19 protein-coding genes are annotated in these 19,186 nt (G+C 51.4%); 2 read left to right on the top strand and 17 right to left on the bottom strand.

Annotated features, from left to right (window positions below):
* Positions 1-74: 74 nt before the first annotated feature.
* From ABDZ76_RS02845 to pcaD, 11 genes are all read right to left on the bottom strand, one after another.
* Entirely contained in the window at positions 75-1,277 is a 1,203-nt protein-coding gene (locus ABDZ76_RS02845) for an MFS transporter (protein WP_343801013.1), read from the bottom strand.
* 195 nt (positions 1,278-1,472) lie between these two features.
* Positions 1,473-2,189 carry an ABC transporter ATP-binding protein gene (locus ABDZ76_RS02840; protein WP_343801010.1) on the bottom strand — a complete coding sequence of 239 codons (717 nt, stop codon included), beginning with the start codon at positions 2,187-2,189 and terminating at the stop codon, positions 1,473-1,475.
* On the bottom strand, positions 2,186-2,935 hold the full coding sequence (locus tag ABDZ76_RS02835; protein ID WP_184220880.1) for an ABC transporter ATP-binding protein: 750 nt from the start codon (positions 2,933-2,935) through the stop codon (positions 2,186-2,188). Before ABDZ76_RS02835 ends, ABDZ76_RS02840 begins: the two co-directional genes overlap by 4 nt.
* Entirely contained in the window at positions 2,935-3,921 is a 987-nt protein-coding gene (locus ABDZ76_RS02830; RefSeq protein ID WP_343801003.1) for a branched-chain amino acid ABC transporter permease, read from the bottom strand. The genes ABDZ76_RS02835 and ABDZ76_RS02830 overlap by 1 nt, the downstream gene beginning before the upstream one ends.
* Positions 3,918-4,787: a branched-chain amino acid ABC transporter permease gene (locus tag ABDZ76_RS02825; protein ID WP_184220874.1), complete on the bottom strand. Its 870-nt coding sequence runs from the start codon at positions 4,785-4,787 to the stop codon at positions 3,918-3,920. Before ABDZ76_RS02825 ends, ABDZ76_RS02830 begins: the two co-directional genes overlap by 4 nt.
* A 148-nt stretch (positions 4,788-4,935) precedes the next feature.
* Complete coding sequence (locus ABDZ76_RS02820; RefSeq protein WP_343800999.1) at positions 4,936-6,108, bottom strand: ABC transporter substrate-binding protein; 1,173 nt, start codon at positions 6,106-6,108, stop codon at positions 4,936-4,938.
* Between the two features lie 168 nt (positions 6,109-6,276).
* Complete coding sequence (locus tag ABDZ76_RS02815) at positions 6,277-7,326, bottom strand: 3-carboxy-cis,cis-muconate cycloisomerase (protein WP_343800996.1); 1,050 nt, start codon at positions 7,324-7,326, stop codon at positions 6,277-6,279.
* A gap of 3 nt (positions 7,327-7,329) precedes the next feature.
* A complete protein-coding gene (gene pcaG, locus ABDZ76_RS02810) occupies positions 7,330-7,947 on the bottom strand; it encodes a protocatechuate 3,4-dioxygenase subunit alpha (protein ID WP_343800994.1) in 618 nt (205 codons plus the stop codon).
* Position 7,948: 1 nt separating this feature from the next.
* On the bottom strand, positions 7,949-8,689 hold the full coding sequence (gene pcaH, locus ABDZ76_RS02805) for a protocatechuate 3,4-dioxygenase subunit beta (protein WP_343802978.1): 741 nt from the start codon (positions 8,687-8,689) through the stop codon (positions 7,949-7,951).
* The gene (gene pcaC, locus ABDZ76_RS02800) at positions 8,689-9,096 is read right to left on the bottom strand and encodes a 4-carboxymuconolactone decarboxylase (RefSeq protein WP_184220863.1); all 408 of its coding nucleotides are present in this window, start codon (positions 9,094-9,096) and stop codon (positions 8,689-8,691) included. Before pcaC ends, pcaH begins: the two co-directional genes overlap by 1 nt.
* 15 nt (positions 9,097-9,111) lie before the next feature.
* Positions 9,112-9,909 carry a 3-oxoadipate enol-lactonase gene (gene pcaD / locus ABDZ76_RS02795; RefSeq protein ID WP_343800990.1) on the bottom strand — a complete coding sequence of 266 codons (798 nt, stop codon included), beginning with the start codon at positions 9,907-9,909 and terminating at the stop codon, positions 9,112-9,114.
* A gap of 94 nt (positions 9,910-10,003) precedes the next feature.
* Between pcaD and pcaQ the strand changes: the two genes are divergently transcribed.
* Positions 10,004-10,918 carry a pca operon transcription factor PcaQ gene (pcaQ, locus tag ABDZ76_RS02790; protein ID WP_343802975.1) on the top strand — a complete coding sequence of 305 codons (915 nt, stop codon included), beginning with the start codon at positions 10,004-10,006 and terminating at the stop codon, positions 10,916-10,918.
* Between the two features lie 82 nt (positions 10,919-11,000).
* Here the strand turns inward: pcaQ and ABDZ76_RS02785 are convergent, their stop codons facing one another.
* The 6 genes from ABDZ76_RS02785 to ABDZ76_RS02760 form a co-directional block, all read right to left on the bottom strand.
* A complete protein-coding gene (locus tag ABDZ76_RS02785; protein ID WP_343800988.1) occupies positions 11,001-11,900 on the bottom strand; it encodes a carbohydrate kinase family protein in 900 nt (299 codons plus the stop codon).
* Entirely contained in the window at positions 11,897-12,943 is a 1,047-nt protein-coding gene (locus ABDZ76_RS02780) for an ABC transporter ATP-binding protein (RefSeq protein ID WP_343800985.1), read from the bottom strand. The genes ABDZ76_RS02785 and ABDZ76_RS02780 overlap by 4 nt, the downstream gene beginning before the upstream one ends.
* Complete coding sequence (gene argH, locus ABDZ76_RS02775; RefSeq protein ID WP_343800982.1) at positions 12,943-14,457, bottom strand: argininosuccinate lyase; 1,515 nt, start codon at positions 14,455-14,457, stop codon at positions 12,943-12,945. Before argH ends, ABDZ76_RS02780 begins: the two co-directional genes overlap by 1 nt.
* A gap of 3 nt (positions 14,458-14,460) precedes the next feature.
* Entirely contained in the window at positions 14,461-15,312 is an 852-nt protein-coding gene (locus tag ABDZ76_RS02770) for a carbohydrate ABC transporter permease (RefSeq protein WP_343800979.1), read from the bottom strand.
* A complete protein-coding gene (locus ABDZ76_RS02765; RefSeq protein ID WP_343800976.1) occupies positions 15,309-16,232 on the bottom strand; it encodes a carbohydrate ABC transporter permease in 924 nt (307 codons plus the stop codon). The genes ABDZ76_RS02770 and ABDZ76_RS02765 overlap by 4 nt, the downstream gene beginning before the upstream one ends.
* 137 nt (positions 16,233-16,369) lie before the next feature.
* Complete coding sequence (locus ABDZ76_RS02760; RefSeq protein ID WP_343800973.1) at positions 16,370-17,617, bottom strand: sugar ABC transporter substrate-binding protein; 1,248 nt, start codon at positions 17,615-17,617, stop codon at positions 16,370-16,372.
* Positions 17,618-17,942: 325 nt separating this feature from the next.
* Between ABDZ76_RS02760 and ABDZ76_RS02755 the strand changes: the two genes are divergently transcribed.
* Positions 17,943-19,160 carry an ROK family protein gene (locus ABDZ76_RS02755; RefSeq protein WP_343802972.1) on the top strand — a complete coding sequence of 406 codons (1,218 nt, stop codon included), beginning with the start codon at positions 17,943-17,945 and terminating at the stop codon, positions 19,158-19,160.
* Positions 19,161-19,186 lie beyond the last annotated feature (26 nt).

Raw genomic sequence — 19,186 nt, 5'->3', positions numbered from 1 at the left:
TATTCGCTTATAAAAACGAAAAAAGCGCAAGGTTTTGATGAAAACCTTGCGCTTTTTTTATTCATTCATGCGTGTCAGGCGATGGCTTGACGCGCTTTCTTTTTGTTACGGGCCTGAATCATCAATGGAATGATGATGACGGTAACAATCGGGAACACCATCCAGTTAATCGCTTCCCAGCCGGATGCTGAAAGCAATGTGCCGGAGGAGAAGGACGCAACGGCAACTGTGCCGAAAATCAGGAAGTCGTTTGCACCTTGCACACGGCCACGTTCTTCCGGCGTATGGCATTCGGTGACAAGAGCGGTTGCGCCGATGAAGCTTAAGTTCCAGCCGACACCAAGCAGCACGAGAGATGACCAGAAATTGCCAAGCTCCAGACCTGCAAGCGCAACGGCACTGGAGGCGGCAATCAGCAGCAGGCCTACGGCCGTGACGGTTTCTTTGCCGAAGCGTGCAATCAGGCTGCCGGTGAAAAAGCTTGGGCCAAACATGGCAAGCACGTGCCATTGGATGCCCATAGCTGCCTCGCCAACGGTGAAGCCGCAGCCAACCATCGCAATAGGCGAGGCGGTCATGACAAAGCTCATTAAAGCATAGGAAACCATACCAGCGGCCACCGCCAGAATGAAGCGCGGGCTTTTGATGATTTCGCTTAACGGACGACCTTCTCTGACATCGGTTTTTGATGGTTTACGTTCGCGCGGCACTTTCAGCATCATCAGAACAGGGATGGCAAGTGCTGCCAAAGCGGCCTGACTTAAAAAGCTGCCTGCAAATGGTGCGGTGATGAATGCATCACGCGTCCATATCACAAGTTGGGGGCCAATGACCGCTGCTGCCAAACCGCCGATCATCACATAGGAGATGGCTTTGGCTTTAAACTCGCCGGTTGCGGCATCGGCGGCGGCAAAGCGATAGCTCTGCACATAAGAGCCATAAAAACCGGCCACAAAAGTACCGAGACAGAAAATCAGGAAGCTTTGGCTGACAATGCCGAAAGTGGCAATCAGGCCGGAAATCAAGCCGATCGTAGCACCAAACAAATAACCGGTACGCCGGCCATAATAGCGCATGGAAATGGCGGCAGGAATTGTACCGGCAGCAAGGCCTAAATTGAACAGGCTGACAGGCAGTGTCACAAGGGTTGGGTCGGGGGTTAGCATTTGTCCGACAATGCCACCCAATGAAATGATGATTGGCGGGGCAGCTGCACCTAAAGCCTGAGCGGCGGTGAGCACCATAACATTACGGCGCGCGAGCGCTTGATCGGACATGCTTAAAAACCCTGTCTCTCATCCTGAATGAAATGTCTTTTGAGACATGTAAAGCAGGATTGCCTTGCTAAATACTGTACGTACAGTGGAAAATTATTCCTGTTTGCAGGCTCATTAAATAGCAGGGTTTTCGGGGGATTTACAACTTTATTATAGGTTTTAATGGTTTTTGCAGGATTGGGCTGGTGGGCGGGTTTAATGTAACCCGCCGACACCAAGTAAATGCTCGACTGTTTCTTTGTCAGCGGATAGTTCTGCCGAGCTTCCTGTCCATGCAATTTGCCCGCGTTCCAGAATAACAACCCGATCAGCAAAATCGAGTGCGCTTTGGATGCGTTGCTCTACCAGCAGCAGGGTCATTTTGCCCGATTGCGCGAGCAGGGAAAAAGCCGCCATCAGCTCCTCGCAGATAACAGGCGCCAAACCTTCCAATGGCTCATCAAGCAAAAGCAGGGTTGGTTCGCCTAAAATCGAGCGGGCGGTGGAGAGCATTTGCTGCTCACCGCCTGATAATTGCGAGCCTAAATTCTTGCGTCGCTCTTTCAAGCGCGGAAACATTTCATAGGCTTCTTCAAGCGCGCTTTGCGGTCGCTTTTTCAGGCCGACAAACAGGTTTTCTTCAACGGTGAGGGTTGGGAAAACATCGCGTGTTTGCGGCACATAGCCAAGCCCTGCCAATGCGCGTGCGGCAGGGGCAAGACTGGTGATGTTTTTGCCACCCAGAAAGATTTCCCCGCCATAGCGTTTGGTTTGCCCAGCAATAGAGGCAAAAAGGCTGGTTTTACCGACACCGTTGCGGCCTAAAATCGCCAGTCTTTCACCCGGAGCAACGTTCAGAGAAATATCTTCAATCACGCGGGTCGGGCCATAACCGCTGCTTAAGTTACGGATTTCCAGTGATGCAGCACTCATTGCGCATAACTCCCCAGATAAGCGGCACGCACTTGCGCATCCTGCACCACATCTTCCGGCAGACCGTCAAAAATAACGGCACCTGCGGCCAAAACAATCACTCGTTTGGCAAAGCGGAAAACCAGCTCCATATCATGCTCAATCATGATCACGGCAAGATCGGCCGGTAATTCATCGAGTGCCTGCTCGATACGGGCGGTTTCACTTTGCGGCACACCGGCAGCAGGTTCATCAAGCAGCAGAACTTTTGGTCGCAGCGCCAAAGCCAAGGCAATTTCAAGCAGACGTTGCTGGCCATAGGCAATTTCGCTGACCTTCAGCTGTGCCAGTTCCGTGAGCCCCAGAATATGCAGGATCTCATAGGCTTCTTCCATAACGGCAGGCATATGGCGGTAATTGCCGAAAATGCGTGAGGTTTTGCCTTCACGTTGCAAAATCGCCAAAGCCACATGTTCTTCCGGTGTCATTTCATAAAAAAGGCGTGTCACTTGAAATGAGCGCACCAAACCGCGCTTAACCCGATCCATCGCACTTAAATGGGTGATGTCTTTATCGTTTAGCGAGACCGAACCGGAGGAGGGGGCAAGATTGCCGGTAACAAGATTGACGAAGGTGGTTTTACCGGCGCCATTAGGACCGATGAGTGCAACGCGCTCGCCCTTGGCAATGGACATGGACACATCATTGGTGACGGCCAGTCCGCCAAAGTTTTTGCGTAAATTGCTGACTTCAAAGATCGTGCTCATCAGCTTCGACCTTTCCTGCTGGAAATAAACTGCACAGCGGTGCCGTAAAGGCCGCGTGGTGCAAAAAGAACAACGGCAATGAGCAAAGCGCCGACCATGGTGAGCCAATGGAACGGATTAGCCGCTGAAACCACATCTTCAAACCACATGAAGGAAACGGTGCCAATGAGGGCGCCGTAAAGCGAACCGGTGCCGCCCAGAACCAGCATCACGAGACTTTCTGCCGACATGGTGAAGGAGAGGCTGTCGAGGCCGACCACTTGTGTTGAAATTGCGTTTAACGAGCCGCCGATACCAGCGACAAAGCCGGAGATTACATACATTTGCAACTGGACTTTTTGCACAGATGCGCCCATCGAGGAAATGCGGATTTCGTCTTCTTTGACCCCACGGCATAGCATGCCGAATGGCGAGCGGGTGATGAGTTTGAGCAGGGCAAAAACCACAACCAGCAACACGATGGCATAAACATAAACCGTGCGCCCCCAAAGATCGAACTCAAACATGCCAAGCAATGGTGACGGCATGATGCCGCCCAAGCCATCACTGCCACCTGTCCAGCCGGAGAGCTTGTTGGCCGCTTCGTGAAAGAGATGCACCACCGCAATGGAAAGAACCAATTGCGCCAGCCCGTGGGCACGCAGGATGATGAAGCCGGAAAAAAGGCCGGCAATGGCACCGCCGGTCGCGCCGATCAGCGTCATCAGGATCGGGTCATGAATACCAAAATGTGCAGAGGCGATGCCCGCACCATAGGCACCGGCACCAAAAAGGGCTGCATGACCAAGGGTGGCAATGCCGCAATAGCCGGTGACCAGATCAAGCGACAGCACAAGCAGCGCAATCGCAACAATACGGGTGAGAAGCGCCAGATTGTCGGGGAACATGAAGTAAGCGACAATGCTGCATAAAATGATGATGCCAAGGCCGATCAGGCCGGAAAAGCGTGACGAACGTCGTGTCGGGATCGAAGACAAAGTGCTCATTTGTTTTTCAGTCTCCCTGCCAGACCGCGCGGGAATAATGTGACGATGATGATAACCGCCAGATAGAAGAAAAATTCGCCATATTCAGGTGCGAGATAGCGGGCTGTGGTGTCGATGCCGCCAAGCAGCAGACAGGCAAATAATGCACCCGGAATAGAGCCGGGGCCGCCCACAGAAACCACCACCAGAAAGGTCACCATATAGCGCAGCGCATAATAAGGTTCTAGCGGCAACATTTCTGCACCCACCACACCGCCAAAAGCAGCCAGTGCAATGGCCAGCGCAAAACTCACCGCATAGATGATTTCTGTGCGCACACCTAAGGCAGCGGCCATATTGGCATTATCAACAGCTGCACGTAATTTGACGCCGAAGCTGGTGCGCTCAATCAGATACCAGAGGCCGCCTGCCACAACTAACCCGCAGACAATTGCAAATAGACGGTGCTTGGCAACAGAGCGGAAGCCAAGATCAACTGACCCGCGCAAGGTTTCAGCAATCGGCACGGTTTTGAGCGTTGGCCCGAAAATATAATTGGTAAGTCCGATGATGCAAAATGTGATGCCGATGGTCATCAGCACTTGGGTTAATTCCGGTGCGCCATAAATGCGCCGATAGAGCAGTTTCTCCATAGGCACAGCAATAATAACAGTGCCGATTACGGCCAGTAAAATTGCAACGCTATAATGAAGGCCGAGTGCTTGGGTGGCATAAGAAGCGAAATAACCGCCGATCATCGCAAAGGCACCATGGGCAAGATTGACAACCCGCATCAGACCCATTGTCACGGACAGTCCGATGGAGATGACAAAAAGCACCATGCCATAAGCAAGGGCATCGACAGCTATGCTGAGCACAGTTTGCATCAGTATTTTCCTGAAGAGTTCATCAGATCATCTCACAATAGACATGTGTCTGAAGCGTGAAAAGCCTGAGTAACACCTTTAAACGGGGGCAATGGAAGCATACGGCCTGATATGAAAGGCCGTATGCGTGTTTATTTTGGTATCAGGATTATTGTGCGTCCAGACCCGGATCGCCCTGTTTTTCAAAGGTTTGGATTTCTTTGTTGTAATAGGTGCCGTCATCGGCTTTCGCGACTTCGCGCAGATAAATATTCTGCGTGATATGGCGGGTTTCAGCATCAATGGAAACAGGGCCGCGCGGGCTCATCCATTCCATGCCTTTAACCGCATCAACAGCCTTTGCTGCATCCTGCTTGCCGCCGGTGGCTTCAATCATTTTGTAAATGACATGCATACCGTCATAAGCACCGACTGAAGGGAAGGAAAGCTCTTCAGGATTACCGATGGCTTTCTTGGCATCTTCAACAAATTTCTTGTTTTCGGCGGAATCATGCGACAGCGCATAATGGAAGGTGGTCAGTACGCCAAGCGCTGTTTCACCCAATGCCGGAAGATCGGATTCCTGTGTCAGATCACCGGGTGCAAAAAGCTGCACGCCTGCGGATTTCAGACCATTATCAACATATGATTTCATGAAACCGAGGGTTGTCGGGCCAGCTGGCAGAAATGCAAAAACGCCTTCCGCGCCGGAATCTTTCACGCGCTGCATGATCGGGCTGAAATCATTGGTGTTAAGCGGCATACGGATGGTTTCAACCACATCGCCGCCAATCTTGGTAAAGCCAGCTTTAAAAGCGTTTTCGGCATCAATGCCCGGGCCATAATCACTAACGACAGTGATGACTTTTTTTGCACCCTTATCCAGCGCTACCTGCGCGATTGGCAGGGATGTCTGCCATGTGGTGAAGGATGTACGCACCACATAAGGACTTTTGGTGACGATTGTTGATGTGGCAGCATTCATAACCACCATCGGCACATTGGCCTGTTGCAGAACAGGCGTGACAGCCATCGCATCAGGGGTAAAGAAGAAGCCGCCCAGATACTGGACTTTTTCTTTGACGATCAGTTCCTGCGCTAAAGATTTTGACTGTGCCGGATCCGCCTGCGGAACGTCACGATAAATCACTTCGATGGTATCATCGCCGATTTTATTGCCGTGTTCGGCAATATAAGCATCAATACCGGCTTTAAAATTCTTGCCCTGCAAGGCAAAAGGCCCCGACATCGGGCCGATAATGCCCACTTTAATCACATCAGCATAAGCAGCACTTGCGGTGAGCGCAAAGGCGGCCAGAGCGGTAAGCGTCAGTTTTTTCATGTTTTCCTCCCGAGAAAACCGATGCACACAAACCGGAAAGTTGTCGAAGAACAGACCGGTTGCTGCAAAGTGATATATGAATTCTCCAGCCTAGTTTGACTGCGAAGCTGGTAATGTAAAATGAATTAATCGCGGGAAACGATAACCTTTAGGTTATGTATATCGCGATTAGTGATCCTTTCCAAGCGATTGAATCTGATCTGTCAGGCGGATGCCGATATTAAGCGCTGCTGCAAGGCTCGCGCAGATTTGCGGCAGCACCATCCATTCAAGGCTCCATGCTGCGCCGGAACGCTCCTGCTCATGGATCATGGATTGCTGCATCGCGGATATTTGCACTGCATTAAAGCGCGCCAGTGACACTAAAATCTCTGCATTGACCGGATTTTGCTTATGCGGCATGGCTGATGATGCGCCGCCACCCGACAAAGCAATCTCACTTGCCCCTTGCGCCATCAGTGCAATATCCTGCCCCATTTTGCCTAAACTACCGCTGAGTGTCACAAAGACATGGGCAATATCGGTGATGATATCACGCGCGCTTTGCCATTGCGGCAGATCATCAAGGGCGAGCATAAGGCTAAGCTTCGCGCGTAAGGCGGTGGCTTGATCGCCAAAATCACGCAATGTGCCAACCGCGCCGCCCAGTTGCAGCGGAAAATGTAATTGCTCAAGCCGGATTTGAGCGCGTTTTAAAGGTTCAACCCAGCTGGTGATGCGGTCATGGACGGTCACCGGCAGAGCTGCCTGCATCCGCGTATAAGCGGTCAATCCACGTTTGCCATGAGCTTGATCGAGTGCTTCTAACTTTTGCAGCAATTGCGCCAGTTTTTCTTCGGCCAATTGCCTGAAAACCTTCAGTCGCAGCATCAGGCTTGTGTCAATCACATCCTGACTGGTGGCACCAAAATGCACATATTGACGATGGGTTTCACCGACATGGGCGCGCAACTGTTTGACCAGCTCCGGTATCACCACACCGTCGCGTGCCGTTGCCTGATTAAGCTTTGCCATGTCAGCCTGAAAGCTTGAGGCAGCTTCAGCAATTGCCAAAGCCGCCGCAGCAGGGATTAAGCCCAATTCCGCTTGTGCTTTTGCCAGCGCCGTTTCAAACCGGATCATCTCCTCCACATCGAAGCTGGCCGAAAACAATTTGTCCACGGCTGCATCTTTGAAAAGACCTGAGAGAAACGGATGATCAAAAACACAAATGCTCATGCGTTAAATATCCAAAAAGACGGTTTCTTTTTCGCCCTGAATGTAAATGTCGAAGTGATAATTGTTACCGTCCCGTTTGCCGATCAGGGTGTCAACGCGTGCTCTGTGTTCAATACGCGCCAGCAGCGGATCCTGTGCATTGGCTTCCTCTTCATCAGAGAAATACATGCGGGTGTGCAGCCCCATATTAATACCGCGCGCCACAATCCATAAAGTGACATGCGGCGCCATCATGCGCCCGTCTTTAAAGGCAACCTGGCCGGGCTTGATGGTTTCAAAGGTAAATTCACCCGTATCCATATGGGCAGGGCAGCGTCCCCAGCCTTTGAAATTTTCATCCGCTTTGCCAGCGGTTTCCATCGGGCTGTTGTAAAAACCTTGCGCATCGGCCTGCCAGATTTCCACCAACGCATCTTTGAGCGGTGCGCCCATGCCGTCAAAAACACGGCCTGTAATGGTAATGCGTTCGCCGCGGGTCTTGTCATTTACCAATGAGCCGGAGCCAAGATCGTCTTTGAAAATACCGTGAATGCCGACAAAATTTGGTGTCAGGCCGATATGAACATATGGGCCTGCTGTTTGCGAGGCTGTTTCTTTTAAATAACCGAGTGGCTGAACCATGTTAGTTTCCTTCCATGCGGTTTTCAAACATGGTCGAACGGCGACCACGCAAGGTAATATCAAATTTAAAGGCGCGCATATCCATCGGCATGGTCGCATTCATATCAACGGCGGCAATCAGCCGTTCAATCGCTGCTTTATCCGGTATCGTGGTAACGATCGGGCAACGCCAGATCATCGGGTCACCTTCAAAATACATCTGCGTAATCAGGCGCTGCGAAAAGCCGGAGCCGAAAACGGAAAAGTGAATATGGGCTGGTCGCCAGTCATTCACGCCATTGGGCCACGGATAGGCGCCGGGTTGAATGGTTTTAAACCAGTAATAACCGTTTTCATCGGTGATAGTGCGGCCAACGCCACCAAAATTCGGGTCGATGGCAGCCAGATAGCTGTCTTTTTTATGGCGGTAGCGGCCGCCCGCATTGGCTTGCCAAAACTCGACCAAAGCACCGGCAACGGGGCGGTTGTTTTCATCCAGCACACGGCCATGCACTAAAATGCGCGGGCCAATCGCCATTTCGCCAGGTTTGGCATAATTGAGGATAAGGTCATTATCCAGTTCATTGAGCATATTATGGCCGAAGACAGGGCCGGTAATTTCGCTCTTGGTGCCTTCCAGCGACAGGAGCGCACGGGTGGGTGAGCGCAAGACGGATGTCTTATATTGAGGCGTAAAGGCCGGCGCATGGATCGTATGATCGCGCCCGTAAAAAGGGCCGTTTTCAGGTTTGCTGTTTTTCATCATTTCTCCCCTCCGGCTGCGTCCATACCCTCATAGGTTTTCTTGGCGATTTTAAAAGCATGATTGGATGCCGGAACGCCTGCATAAATGGCGACATGCATCAGTGCTTCGCAAATATCTTGTTGTGTGGCACCCGTATTGACGGTCGCACGAATATGCATGGCCAGTTCTTCATCCTGACCGAGCGCTGCTAGCAAAGCAATTGTGACAATCGAGCGCTCACGTTTGGTCAGGCCCTCACTTGCCCAGACGGTGCCCCATGCCGATTCCGTAATCAGTTGCTGAAATTTACGGTCAATATCGGTAATCAATGCAGATGCACGATCAACATGGTCATCACCAAGCACTGATCTGCGCACTTGCATCCCAAGCTCATAACGCGACGGTGACGCGGAATTCTCGGCCATGGGTTATTCTCCGTTTCAGATATTTTTTATGAATTTTGCGATTGTTTGGCTAAAAATCTGTGGCTGTTCCACACAAGGAATGTGGCCGCATTTTTCAAGCATGATAAATTCTGCTGCCGGAATGAGGTCGGCCATTTCCTGCACAAGGGCAGGCGGGGTTGCGCCATCCTGATCGCCGACAAGGCATAAGGTGGGCACGCAAATCTGTTGCGCTTGCGCCGTATAATCAGCCTGCGCCAGCGCCTCACAAGTGGCGGTGTAGCCATCAACCGGCTGGCGGGTAAACATGTTGCAATAGGCAGCAAAAGCCGCATTGTCAGGCACGCGGTATGCAGGCGTAAACCAACGCTCCATCGTGGGCGCCAGGATGCTGCTCAAGCCGTTTTGGCAAATGGCATCAATGCGTGTGCGCCACATCTCAGCCGTGCCGATTTTATGGGCGGTGTTGGAGAGAATAAGCCCTGCAACAAGTTCTGGTTTTTTGGCGAAAAGTGCTTGTGCAATCAAACCGCCCACCGAAAGGCCGCATAAGATGACGCGCTCCAATGTCAGCGCTTCCAGAAATGCGATCAGATCATCAGCGAGTTCATCAATCGTGTAAGGTGTGGTGCCGGCGTCAGAGAGACCGTGACCGCGCTTGTCATAAGTCAGCAGCGAAAATTCACCTTTAAGCTGCGTCTTCACATCATCCCAAATCCGCATATCGGTGCCGAGCGAATTGATGAAAACAATCACCGGCGCTGAATCGGCTGCCGCACCGGATTTCTCAAAAGCATAATGGGTGGTTTGATTGTTTAGACGAATAAATTGCACTGACTGTCTCCTCACGATTTTTAAACTGGCGCTTTCATCTGGTTAAGTAAAATGATATTAACGCGCATATTCATAACTGGGAGGTTATGTGAATATGCTCAGCAACCGTATCAAGTTCCGTCATTTGCACACATTTGTGGAAGTCGCACGTCAGAAAAGTGTGATGAAAGCGTCGCAAATCCTGCATGTCAGCCAGCCTGCTGTTACCAAAACCATGCGCGAGCTGGAGGATATTTTAGGTGTTCCTTTGTTGGAACGCGATGGTCGCGGCATTAAAATTACGCGCTTTGGTGATGTGTTTTTGCGCCATGCCGGAACCGCTTTAACGGCGCTGCGGCAAGGATTTGATTCTGTTTCGCAAGAGGTTGATGGTTCGGGCCCCCCGATCCGCATTGGTGCTTTGCCAACGGTTTCCACCCGTATCATGCCGCGTGCGATGAGCCTGTTTTTGACAGAAAAAACCGGCAGCCGGATTAAAATTGTAACGGGCGAAAACTCGGTTCTGCTTGAACAGTTGCGCGTTGGTGATCTGGATCTGGTGGTCGGGAGACTGGCGGCGCCGGAGAAAATGACGGGGTTCTTTTTCGAACATTTATATTCGGAAAAAGTTTTGTTTTTAGTGCGTGCCGGTCATCCGCTGGCGCATGAAAATACACCTATTTTCGATCATATTGCGCAGTTTCCAGTGCTGATGCCGACGCGTAAATCTATCATCCGGCCATTTGTGGATCGCTTGCTGATTGCTAATGGTATCGGTGCGCTGCCAATCCAGATTGAAACAGTATCGGACGCTTTCGGACGGGCATTCGTGCGGGAAAGCGATGCAGTGTGGATTATTTCGGAAGGTGTTGCTGCGGCTGATGTCGCCGAAGGCAAACTGGTGCCGCTTGATATTGATACGGATGAAACCAAGGGGCCGGTCGGGCTGACTATGCGCACCGATATGGTACAATCAGCCGCCCTGCAAATTCTGATACAGACTATTCGCGAGGCGGCTGAGGATGTTTGATTGTGGTTTTGCCGCCAAAATAGCGGCACCACTTTGTTTAGTTATGGCTTCACCGCTAAAAGTGCGGCACCACATTTTCTCATTATGGCTTCACCGCTAAGATAGCGGCTCCGCCGGCAGCTTGTACCGCCAGACTACCGCATATAATGCCTTCACCAAGTGCTGCTTCAAAGCCCACACCCTGCATCCAGCTATCGATAAAGCCAGCATTAAACGCATCACCTGCACCTGTTGTATCCACAACGGTGACGGCTTCTGCTGATTGATGCAATTGCAGGTCGCCAGCCTTCAGCCATGCACCATCCGCACCGCCTTTAAGCACCACACATGGGAAATGCTCGGCCAATGCGTTTAATGCCGCAACCGGATCTTTATGGCCGGTGATCGCCAACGCTTCCTCCTGATTAGGCAAGAAAATATCTGCGCCCTTACAAGCTTCTAGCAATGCAGGATCATAGATCAGCGTTTCATCCCAGCTCGGATCAAGCGATATGGTCAGACCTTTGGCTTTGGCACGCGTAATCAGATCAGGGATTTCATGCAAAGTGGCATATTCTGCAATGTGCAGATGACCAGCTTCGCTCCAGTTTAATGCTTCTTCCAATGTTGCCGGAAGGGCGGTGCCTGCACGGCGTGAAAGAAAAGCACGGTCATTATCAACAACACTGGCAACGGTTACTTGCGGCCCTGCTGTTTCGCAGCGTTCCAGAAAACGCAGGTCGGCACCAGTGGCCATCAGTTCCGGCAGAATGCCAACAGATAGCGGATCAAGCCCGAGGCGTGCCAGCAAGGCGCAGGCACGTCCTTTGTGGGCAAGGTGAGCGGCGGTGATAAAAGCGCCGCCCCCTGCTGCAATATTCATATCTTGTGCAAATGTTTCCTTGCCGAGTTCCGGAAGTGCTTCCAGACCGGTGAAAATCAAATCACAATATATACGCCCGATGCTGAGAACAGCAGGACGTGGTGATGATGCAGAACTCATAGTCGGCCTAAGCTTTTCTCGGTTTTTGCATCAAACAGATAGAGGCTGCCGCTTGCTGCATGCACTGTTACAGTGCTGTCTGCTGCCGGAATGAATTTCGCCGGTGCGGTGGCAATCACTTCTGCGCCATGAACGCTCAAATGGATGAGTGTTTCAGGGCCCAAAGGTTCAACGGCCAGCACGGTGCCGCTCAGGCTGATGCCGTCGGCCGGTGCTTTTTCATTGTCAGCCAGCGCAATCAGATCATGCGGACGCACACCGATGAGCGTGTCACCGCTTTCAGTGAATTCCACACCTTCGCCGGAACGACGACCTTTGATGAGGTTCATCGAAGGGCTACCGATAAAGCGGGCGGTAAACACATCAACCGGATTTTCATAAAGCTCGGTCGGGGTGCCTGTCTGCAAGATGTGGCCGTCTTTCATCACCACAATACGGTCAGCCATGGTCATGGCTTCGACCTGATCGTGGGTGACGTAAACAGTGGTGGTTTTCAGGCGCTGATGCAGGCGTTTGATTTCAATGCGCATCTGCGAGCGCAATTGCGCATCCAGATTGGACAATGGTTCGTCAAACAAGAAAGCAGACGGATTACGCACCATCGCACGGCCGATAGCAACGCGCTGACGCTGACCACCGGAAAGGGCAGCCGGACGACGGTCGAGATAAGGTTCCAGACCCAAAATCTTGCCGGCTTCTTCAATGCGCTTGTTCTTTTCATCCTTCGAGAGTTTCGAAGTATAAAGACCAAAGCCGATATTCTGGCGTACAGTCATATGCGGGTAGATCGCATAGTTTTGGAAAACCATTGCAATATTGCGCTGTTTCGGGTCGCGCTCGTTGACAACTTCGTCACCGATTTTCAGCGTGCCGCCGGAGATGTCTTCGAGACCGGCAATCATGCGCAAGGTGGTGGATTTACCGCAGCCCGAAGGGCCGACAAAAACCACAAATTCACCATCGGCAATTTTTAGATCAATGCCGCGGACAGCTTCCACATTGCCGTAGCGCTTTACCAGTTTTTCAAGTTCGATTGTGGCCATCAGCGTGTCTCCACCAATGTTTGGAATTTTTCATTGAGCGCGCGCGCGGCATTGGCCTCGTCGGCAGATTGTTTGGCAGTTTGAGCCACAAAGGCCTGAGCTGTTGCTTTATAATGAGCAAGAGCATCTGCCATTGGTTTTTCAGCCGGGCCACCGGTACGGTCACGGATGCGCACGAAATATTCCGGCGACACCAGTTCTTCAAACTTGGCGCGGTCAAAAGATGGCTCTTTACCGGTTGCATGTTTGAAGGCTTCCAGAAACGGCTCATAACCGTCTTTGGCCAAGCCGCCGCCTTTAGCCACAACGGCCTTAGCAACGGTTGCAGCAATTTCGTGTGCCTGACGGAAGGAGAGGTCTTCGATGCGTACCAGTGAATCGGCAAGCTCTGTGATGGTGATGCAGGAGCGGCGGATATTGTCCTGCACACGCGCCGGATCAATGCGTACTGCTTCGATGAAAGCGGCAAGCAAATCCAGCACACGGCTGGCGGATGCAAAGGCTTCATAACCCATTTGTTGGGTTTCGCCTTCACTGTCATTCATATCGGTAAATGGTGTGTTGTGAATGACATCCAGAACCGTGCGCGCACGACCCATTGTCTGACTGGACAAGTGGCGCATATGTTCAATCGGCACCGGATTGCGCTTTTGTGGCATGATCGATGAAATCTGCACAAAAGCATTCGGCACATACATTTGGCCAACTTCAAAACTTGTCCAGAACTGGAAGTCCTGAATAAGGCGGCCAAGATGGATAAACATCAGCTCGATCGATGAATAGGTCGAGGTGATATAGTCTGAAGCTGCAATACAGCTGTAAGAATTGCGCAAAGGCGCCGCAAAGCCGAGCAGTTCCGCAACACGTTCACGGTTGATCGGAAAGCCGGATGTGGTGATCGCCGCTGCGCCCATTGGCGACAGATTGACGATTTTGCGTGCCTCTGCAAAGCGCTCGATATCACGGATGAGCACTTCAATGGCGGCAGAAAGATAATGGCCGAAGGTGGAAGGCTGTGCCGGCTGACCGTGGGTATAAGCCACAATCAGAGTTGCTTTTTCACGTTCCGCTGCACGGATCATCGCTTCCAGCAGGTTCTGAGCTTTGGCGATCAGGGCATCAATGCGCTCTTTCAGGCCAAGCTTGAACAAAGTGTGGTCAATGTCGTTGCGCGAACGAGCGGTGTGAAGACGACCGGCAATATCAGCGCCAAGGCGGCTTTTCAGCTCTTTCTCGATAAGGAAGAAGAAGTCTTCCACTTCGCCTGTGTAAACAAGCTGTGCCGGATCAACATCACGGTCGATCGCTTCCAATGCACCGGCAATAGCCGATGCCTGGGCATGATCCAGAATGCCGGTTTCTACCAGCATTACCAGATGCGCACGGTCGATACGGCGGAAACCGTCAACATGGTGGGTTTTAGCGCCATCAAAGAGAGGTTTGAGAACCGTTTCTTTATAGGTCGGATCAGGAAAGACGCTTTTGTCGCTTAAGCGTGGATCTAGGTCTGACATGATTTATCCTTTCAGTCCGGCAAGCATCACACCGCGCACGATGTAGCGTTGCAGCACGAGGAAGACCAACAGGGTCGGCAGCGTCGCAATGGCAGCACCCGTCATGATCATTTCCCATTGGATGGATTGTTCAACCGCAAAGCTCGAGAGACCAACCGGCAAGGTGTAAAGCTCTTTGCTGGTGGTGACGATCAGCGGCCAGAAGAAGGCTGTCCAGTTACCAAGGAAGGTAAAGATGGCGAGTGCCGAGAGCGCAGGGGTCACAAGTGGCATGGCCACTTTCCACCAGATCTGGAACTCGTTGAGACCATCAACGCGGGCAGCTTCGAGGAAATCATCCGGCACACCTTCAAAGAACTGCTTCATCAGGAAGGTTCCGAAAGCGGTCATGAGACCCGGGAACATGATGCCCCAATAGCTATCGAGCCAGCCGAGCTTCGACGACATAACATACCAAGGAATAACCAGCATTTCAGTCGGGATCATCAGTGTCGACAGAATGGCGATAAAGATGAAATTGCGGCCGCGGAACTTGAACTTTGCCAATGTGTAGCCGACGAGACTGTCAAAAAACACGTTGGAGAGTGTGACGACAACCGCCACAAACATGGAGTTGAAGAACCAGCGCAGGAAACGTCCGTCAGCGAGAATGGTGACATAGTTCTGGAACGATGGCGCACTCGGGATCAAACGGAGATCATAAACCTGACCGGCTGTTTTCAGCGATGTTGAAAACATGAATGCCAGCGGGATGACCATGATAATGCCGCCGATGAACAATAATGTCCATGTCAGCACACGGCCTGGTCTGACGTTTTTGTAATTGATTGAGGGGGATTGAACAGTGGTACTCATTTCTTTTCCCTCAAAATCCAGAGCTGTAAGAGCGATACGAAAAGCAGGATAGAGAACAGGACAACTGTCTGAGCTGCCGCATAACCCATCGCATAAGAGGAGAAGGCGGTTTGATAGATCATCAGAACCAATGGCTTGGTTGAGCCCAGCGGGCCGCCCGGATCATTGGTGGTCATGTTGTAGACCTGATCGAAGATGCGCAAGAAACCGATGGAAGAGAAAACAACCAGAAACACGGTCGTTGGCTTCAAAAGCGGAATAGTGATTTTGCGCAAAATTGCCCATTCACCCAGACCGTCAATACGGGCTGCTTCATAGAATGTGTTCGGAATAGCACGAAGGCCGGCCATGAAGATGATGATCTGGAAGCCGAGGCCCGCCCAGATGGATGTCACCATGATGGATGGCAATGCCTGCTCCACCGAACGGATAAAACCTTGCTGCGGAATACCAACCAGTGCCAGCGCATTGTTAATGACGCCGATGGGGGCAGGCTGGTAGAACCAGCGCCAGACCCATGCCATTGCGGCAGCGGTGGTGAGGTATGGCAGAAAATAGAGGCCGCGGATCAGGCCATGCATAAAGCGGACGCGATCCAGATAGAACGCGATCGTAAAGGCCAGAATGAGGCTGATAGGTGTACCAATCAGCAAATAGCTGAATGTGTTTTTAAACACTTTCCAGAATTGCGGATCAGCAAAAAGCTTGGTGTAGTTGGCGAAACCGATGAATTTTGGTGGCTTCATCAAATTCCAGTCCGTCAATGAAAGCCAGAATGCTTCAATTGTCGGATAAAACCGGATAACGGAATAAAACAGGATCGGCAGGGCAAGGAAGCTCCAAATCCAGATCAACCGTCTTACGCGCATTGGGAAGCGGTTCCAAAAAGTGTCATCCGATCGGGCTGTTGTCACAGTCATGGCTCACAATACCTTTTGGTATGGTTCGAGATAAGCGTAATATTGACTTAAAAAGCAGACGCAAAATAATGAAATAAAATGTGGCGTGGCCCTAAGCTCGTATGAGTTTTAGGGCCACGCTTTTTATTTTTGCAGTCTTACTGAGCGTCGTCGATTACAGTCTGCTCAGCTTTTGCAGCCTGAGAAAGTGAATCTTTCGTAGGCTGCTTTTCAAGGGCTACGCGGTTGACCATGTCGATTGCGGTCTGACGCTGGGCTGCTTCATCCACAAACATGGTGGTGTGAGCATAATCCAGGCCTTTTAGGAACGGACCGTAGATCGGGTCTGCCAGATTTTTCTCGGTCTGGGCAGCAGCACGACGTGCAGGCAGTTCACCTACATCTTCAAGCCAGATTTCCATCGCTTCTGGTGAAGAAATATAGTCGAGGAACTTCTGTGCCGCGACGAGTTTTTCACCTTCTACAGTGGAACCGATACCATTGGCAAAATAGCTGGCATAGTTGGAACGAACGCCTTCAGCATTGGCTGGAAGCTCGGTTACACCCCATTCGAAGCCTTCGATGGTGCGGAATGAACCCAGACGGAAGGTGCCGTCAATGGTCATTGCAGCCATACCGGCGCGGAATGCAGCCTGACCTTCATCCATGAATTTCTGTTCACTGACCTTATGCTCAAGCTGAAGGTCGGTGTAGAATTTCAAAGCTTTGTCACCGGCTTCGGTGTCGTAAGCCACTTTGCGGTCATTGTCGGTGTAAGGCACGCCACCATATTGACGAACGAGCACTTCACGCCACCAATGGTGATCCTGACCAGCCATATCCATGGTTACGCCAACAGTGGTCAGATTGCCTGCGCCATCACGCTTGGTGGTTTTCTTGGCGGCTTCAACAAATTCTTCCAGTGTCTGCGGTGGCTTGTTTGGATCAAGGCCTGCTTCTTCAAACAATTTCTTGTTGTAGAAAACAGCTAATGAACGCACAGCGGTCGGCAAGCCGTAATATTCATCGCCGCGTTTCATGGCGCTGACGATGGAGAAGAAGTCGCTTTCGATCTTATCGTGCGGGAATGCTTCTTTTGACAGTGGCTGCAGAATGTCGCCAGCTACGAATTTGTCGAGCCAGCCATAAAAAAGCTGCATGACATCAGGGGTCTTGCCGGCCATTTTGGCAGCAATAACGCGGGTCTGATAATCATCATAAGGGAATGTGGTCTGTTTGACCTTGATGTCTGGATTGGCTTTTTCGAAATTGGCGATCAGCTTGTCCATAGCTTTAACGCGGGTTTCGAAAATATACTGCCAATATTCAATTTCAACAGCCTGAGCTGCATTAAAAGCCATTGTGCTGAAACCAGCAACCAAGCTCGCAAACATAAGTTTACGCATATTAGAACCTCCCTAAGCGCCGCCTCGCTTGTTGATTGCGAAGAGGATGCTGAACCAATTGCCCGGAACCTTGATTCCAGTGTTGCAAATGAACGGACTTCAACTGTTGCAACTTGCACAATATACTATTCCGCCACTTATTTCTTCCGTAGAACATTTGTTCGCTTGTGGAATTTAATGTGCTACAGAAAACACCAAAGTGTTAGTCCTTACGGTTCCCTATAAAACATGGTTTTGTCAATAAGATAATTTACTTGAATTAATCTATTGCTGTGTTTGAGGTATATGCGCTATCACTTTTTCAGGGGATAGCAGGGTGAGTAGAATGGTTTTCCAGCTCGATAATGATCAACAAACGACCCATCAGATCACTCTGGGGAAAAATCCGGAGAGGATTCGCGATCATAATCGTCGCGTGGTGCTGGATGTTGTGCGTCAGCATGGTTCGCTCGGGCGCATGCATATTGCGCGCCTCACGCACCTGACCGCGCAAGCGATTGCCAATATTGTTGACGAGCTGGTGAGTGAAAAACTCTTGATGCAGACGGGGCGTTTACGCGCTGGTCGCGGTCAGCCGCCCAAGCAGTTTGCGGTTAATCCTGATGGTGCAATGACCATTGGTGTTGAAATGGCATCCGACCATATGGTGACAACCGTTTTGGATTTGGCGGGGCAGCCGCGTCTGCGCCGTATCACACCGGTCAAAGATACCAGCCCTGAAAAGCTCTCTAAACAGTTTGCGAGTGAAATTGCTGAAATAAAGCAAAGCTTTACCGCCCCTTTGCTGGGGGTTGGCGCCGTGATGCCGGGGCCTTTTGATGTGGAAGGCATGACCTCGGTCGGCCCGACAACATTGCCGGGCTGGGCGGATATCGATGCGGCGGCTTTTTTAAGTGAAGCATGCGGCGAGACAGTGATCATTGAAAATGATGCGTCTGCGGCTGCCGTGGGTGAGCGTCTTTTTGGTGCCGGACACGGTATTTCCAGTTTTGCGATGATCTATTTCGGCGCTGGTATCGGGCTTGGCATGATCGTTGACGGCATGCCGTTTCGCGGTGCATTCGGCAATGCGGGCGAAATCGGCCATGTGGTGGTTTCGCCATTAGGGCGTCCGTGTGCATGCGGCCAGCAGGGCTGTCTGGAACGTTACGCTTCGCATTATTCATTGCGTGAAGCGCTTAATCAGGCTGGCATTGAAAGCACTGAATTTGACGATCTCGTTACGCTTCATGAAGAGAAAAATCCGGTTCTGATGCACTGGCTTCATGAGGCCGCAGCGCATCTGGCGCCGATGATCGCAATGATCGAAAATATTCTGGATCCGCAGACCGTGATTTTAAGCGGTATGCTGCCGGATTCTATTTTGCAGGAACTGGTGACCATGATGGGGACACTGCCGATTTCGGTGGCGAGCCGTCAGGAACGGGTCATGCCGCGGGTGATTCTCGGGGCAACCGGCCAGTTTACCGCGGCTTTGGGCGCTGCTGCCCTGCCGCTATTTGAGGTCATGACGCCGAAGCTTGATACGGCATCTGATCTGTAAAAGACTAAAAATATCTGGAGGACTAT

It is taken from the genome of Paenochrobactrum glaciei, from assembly GCF_039522165.1.
In the GTDB taxonomy this organism is placed as follows: domain Bacteria; phylum Pseudomonadota; class Alphaproteobacteria; order Rhizobiales; family Rhizobiaceae; genus Paenochrobactrum; species Paenochrobactrum glaciei.
The sequence above is the reverse complement of the archived record's forward strand: the minus strand, read 5'-3'. Positions and strand labels throughout refer to the sequence as shown.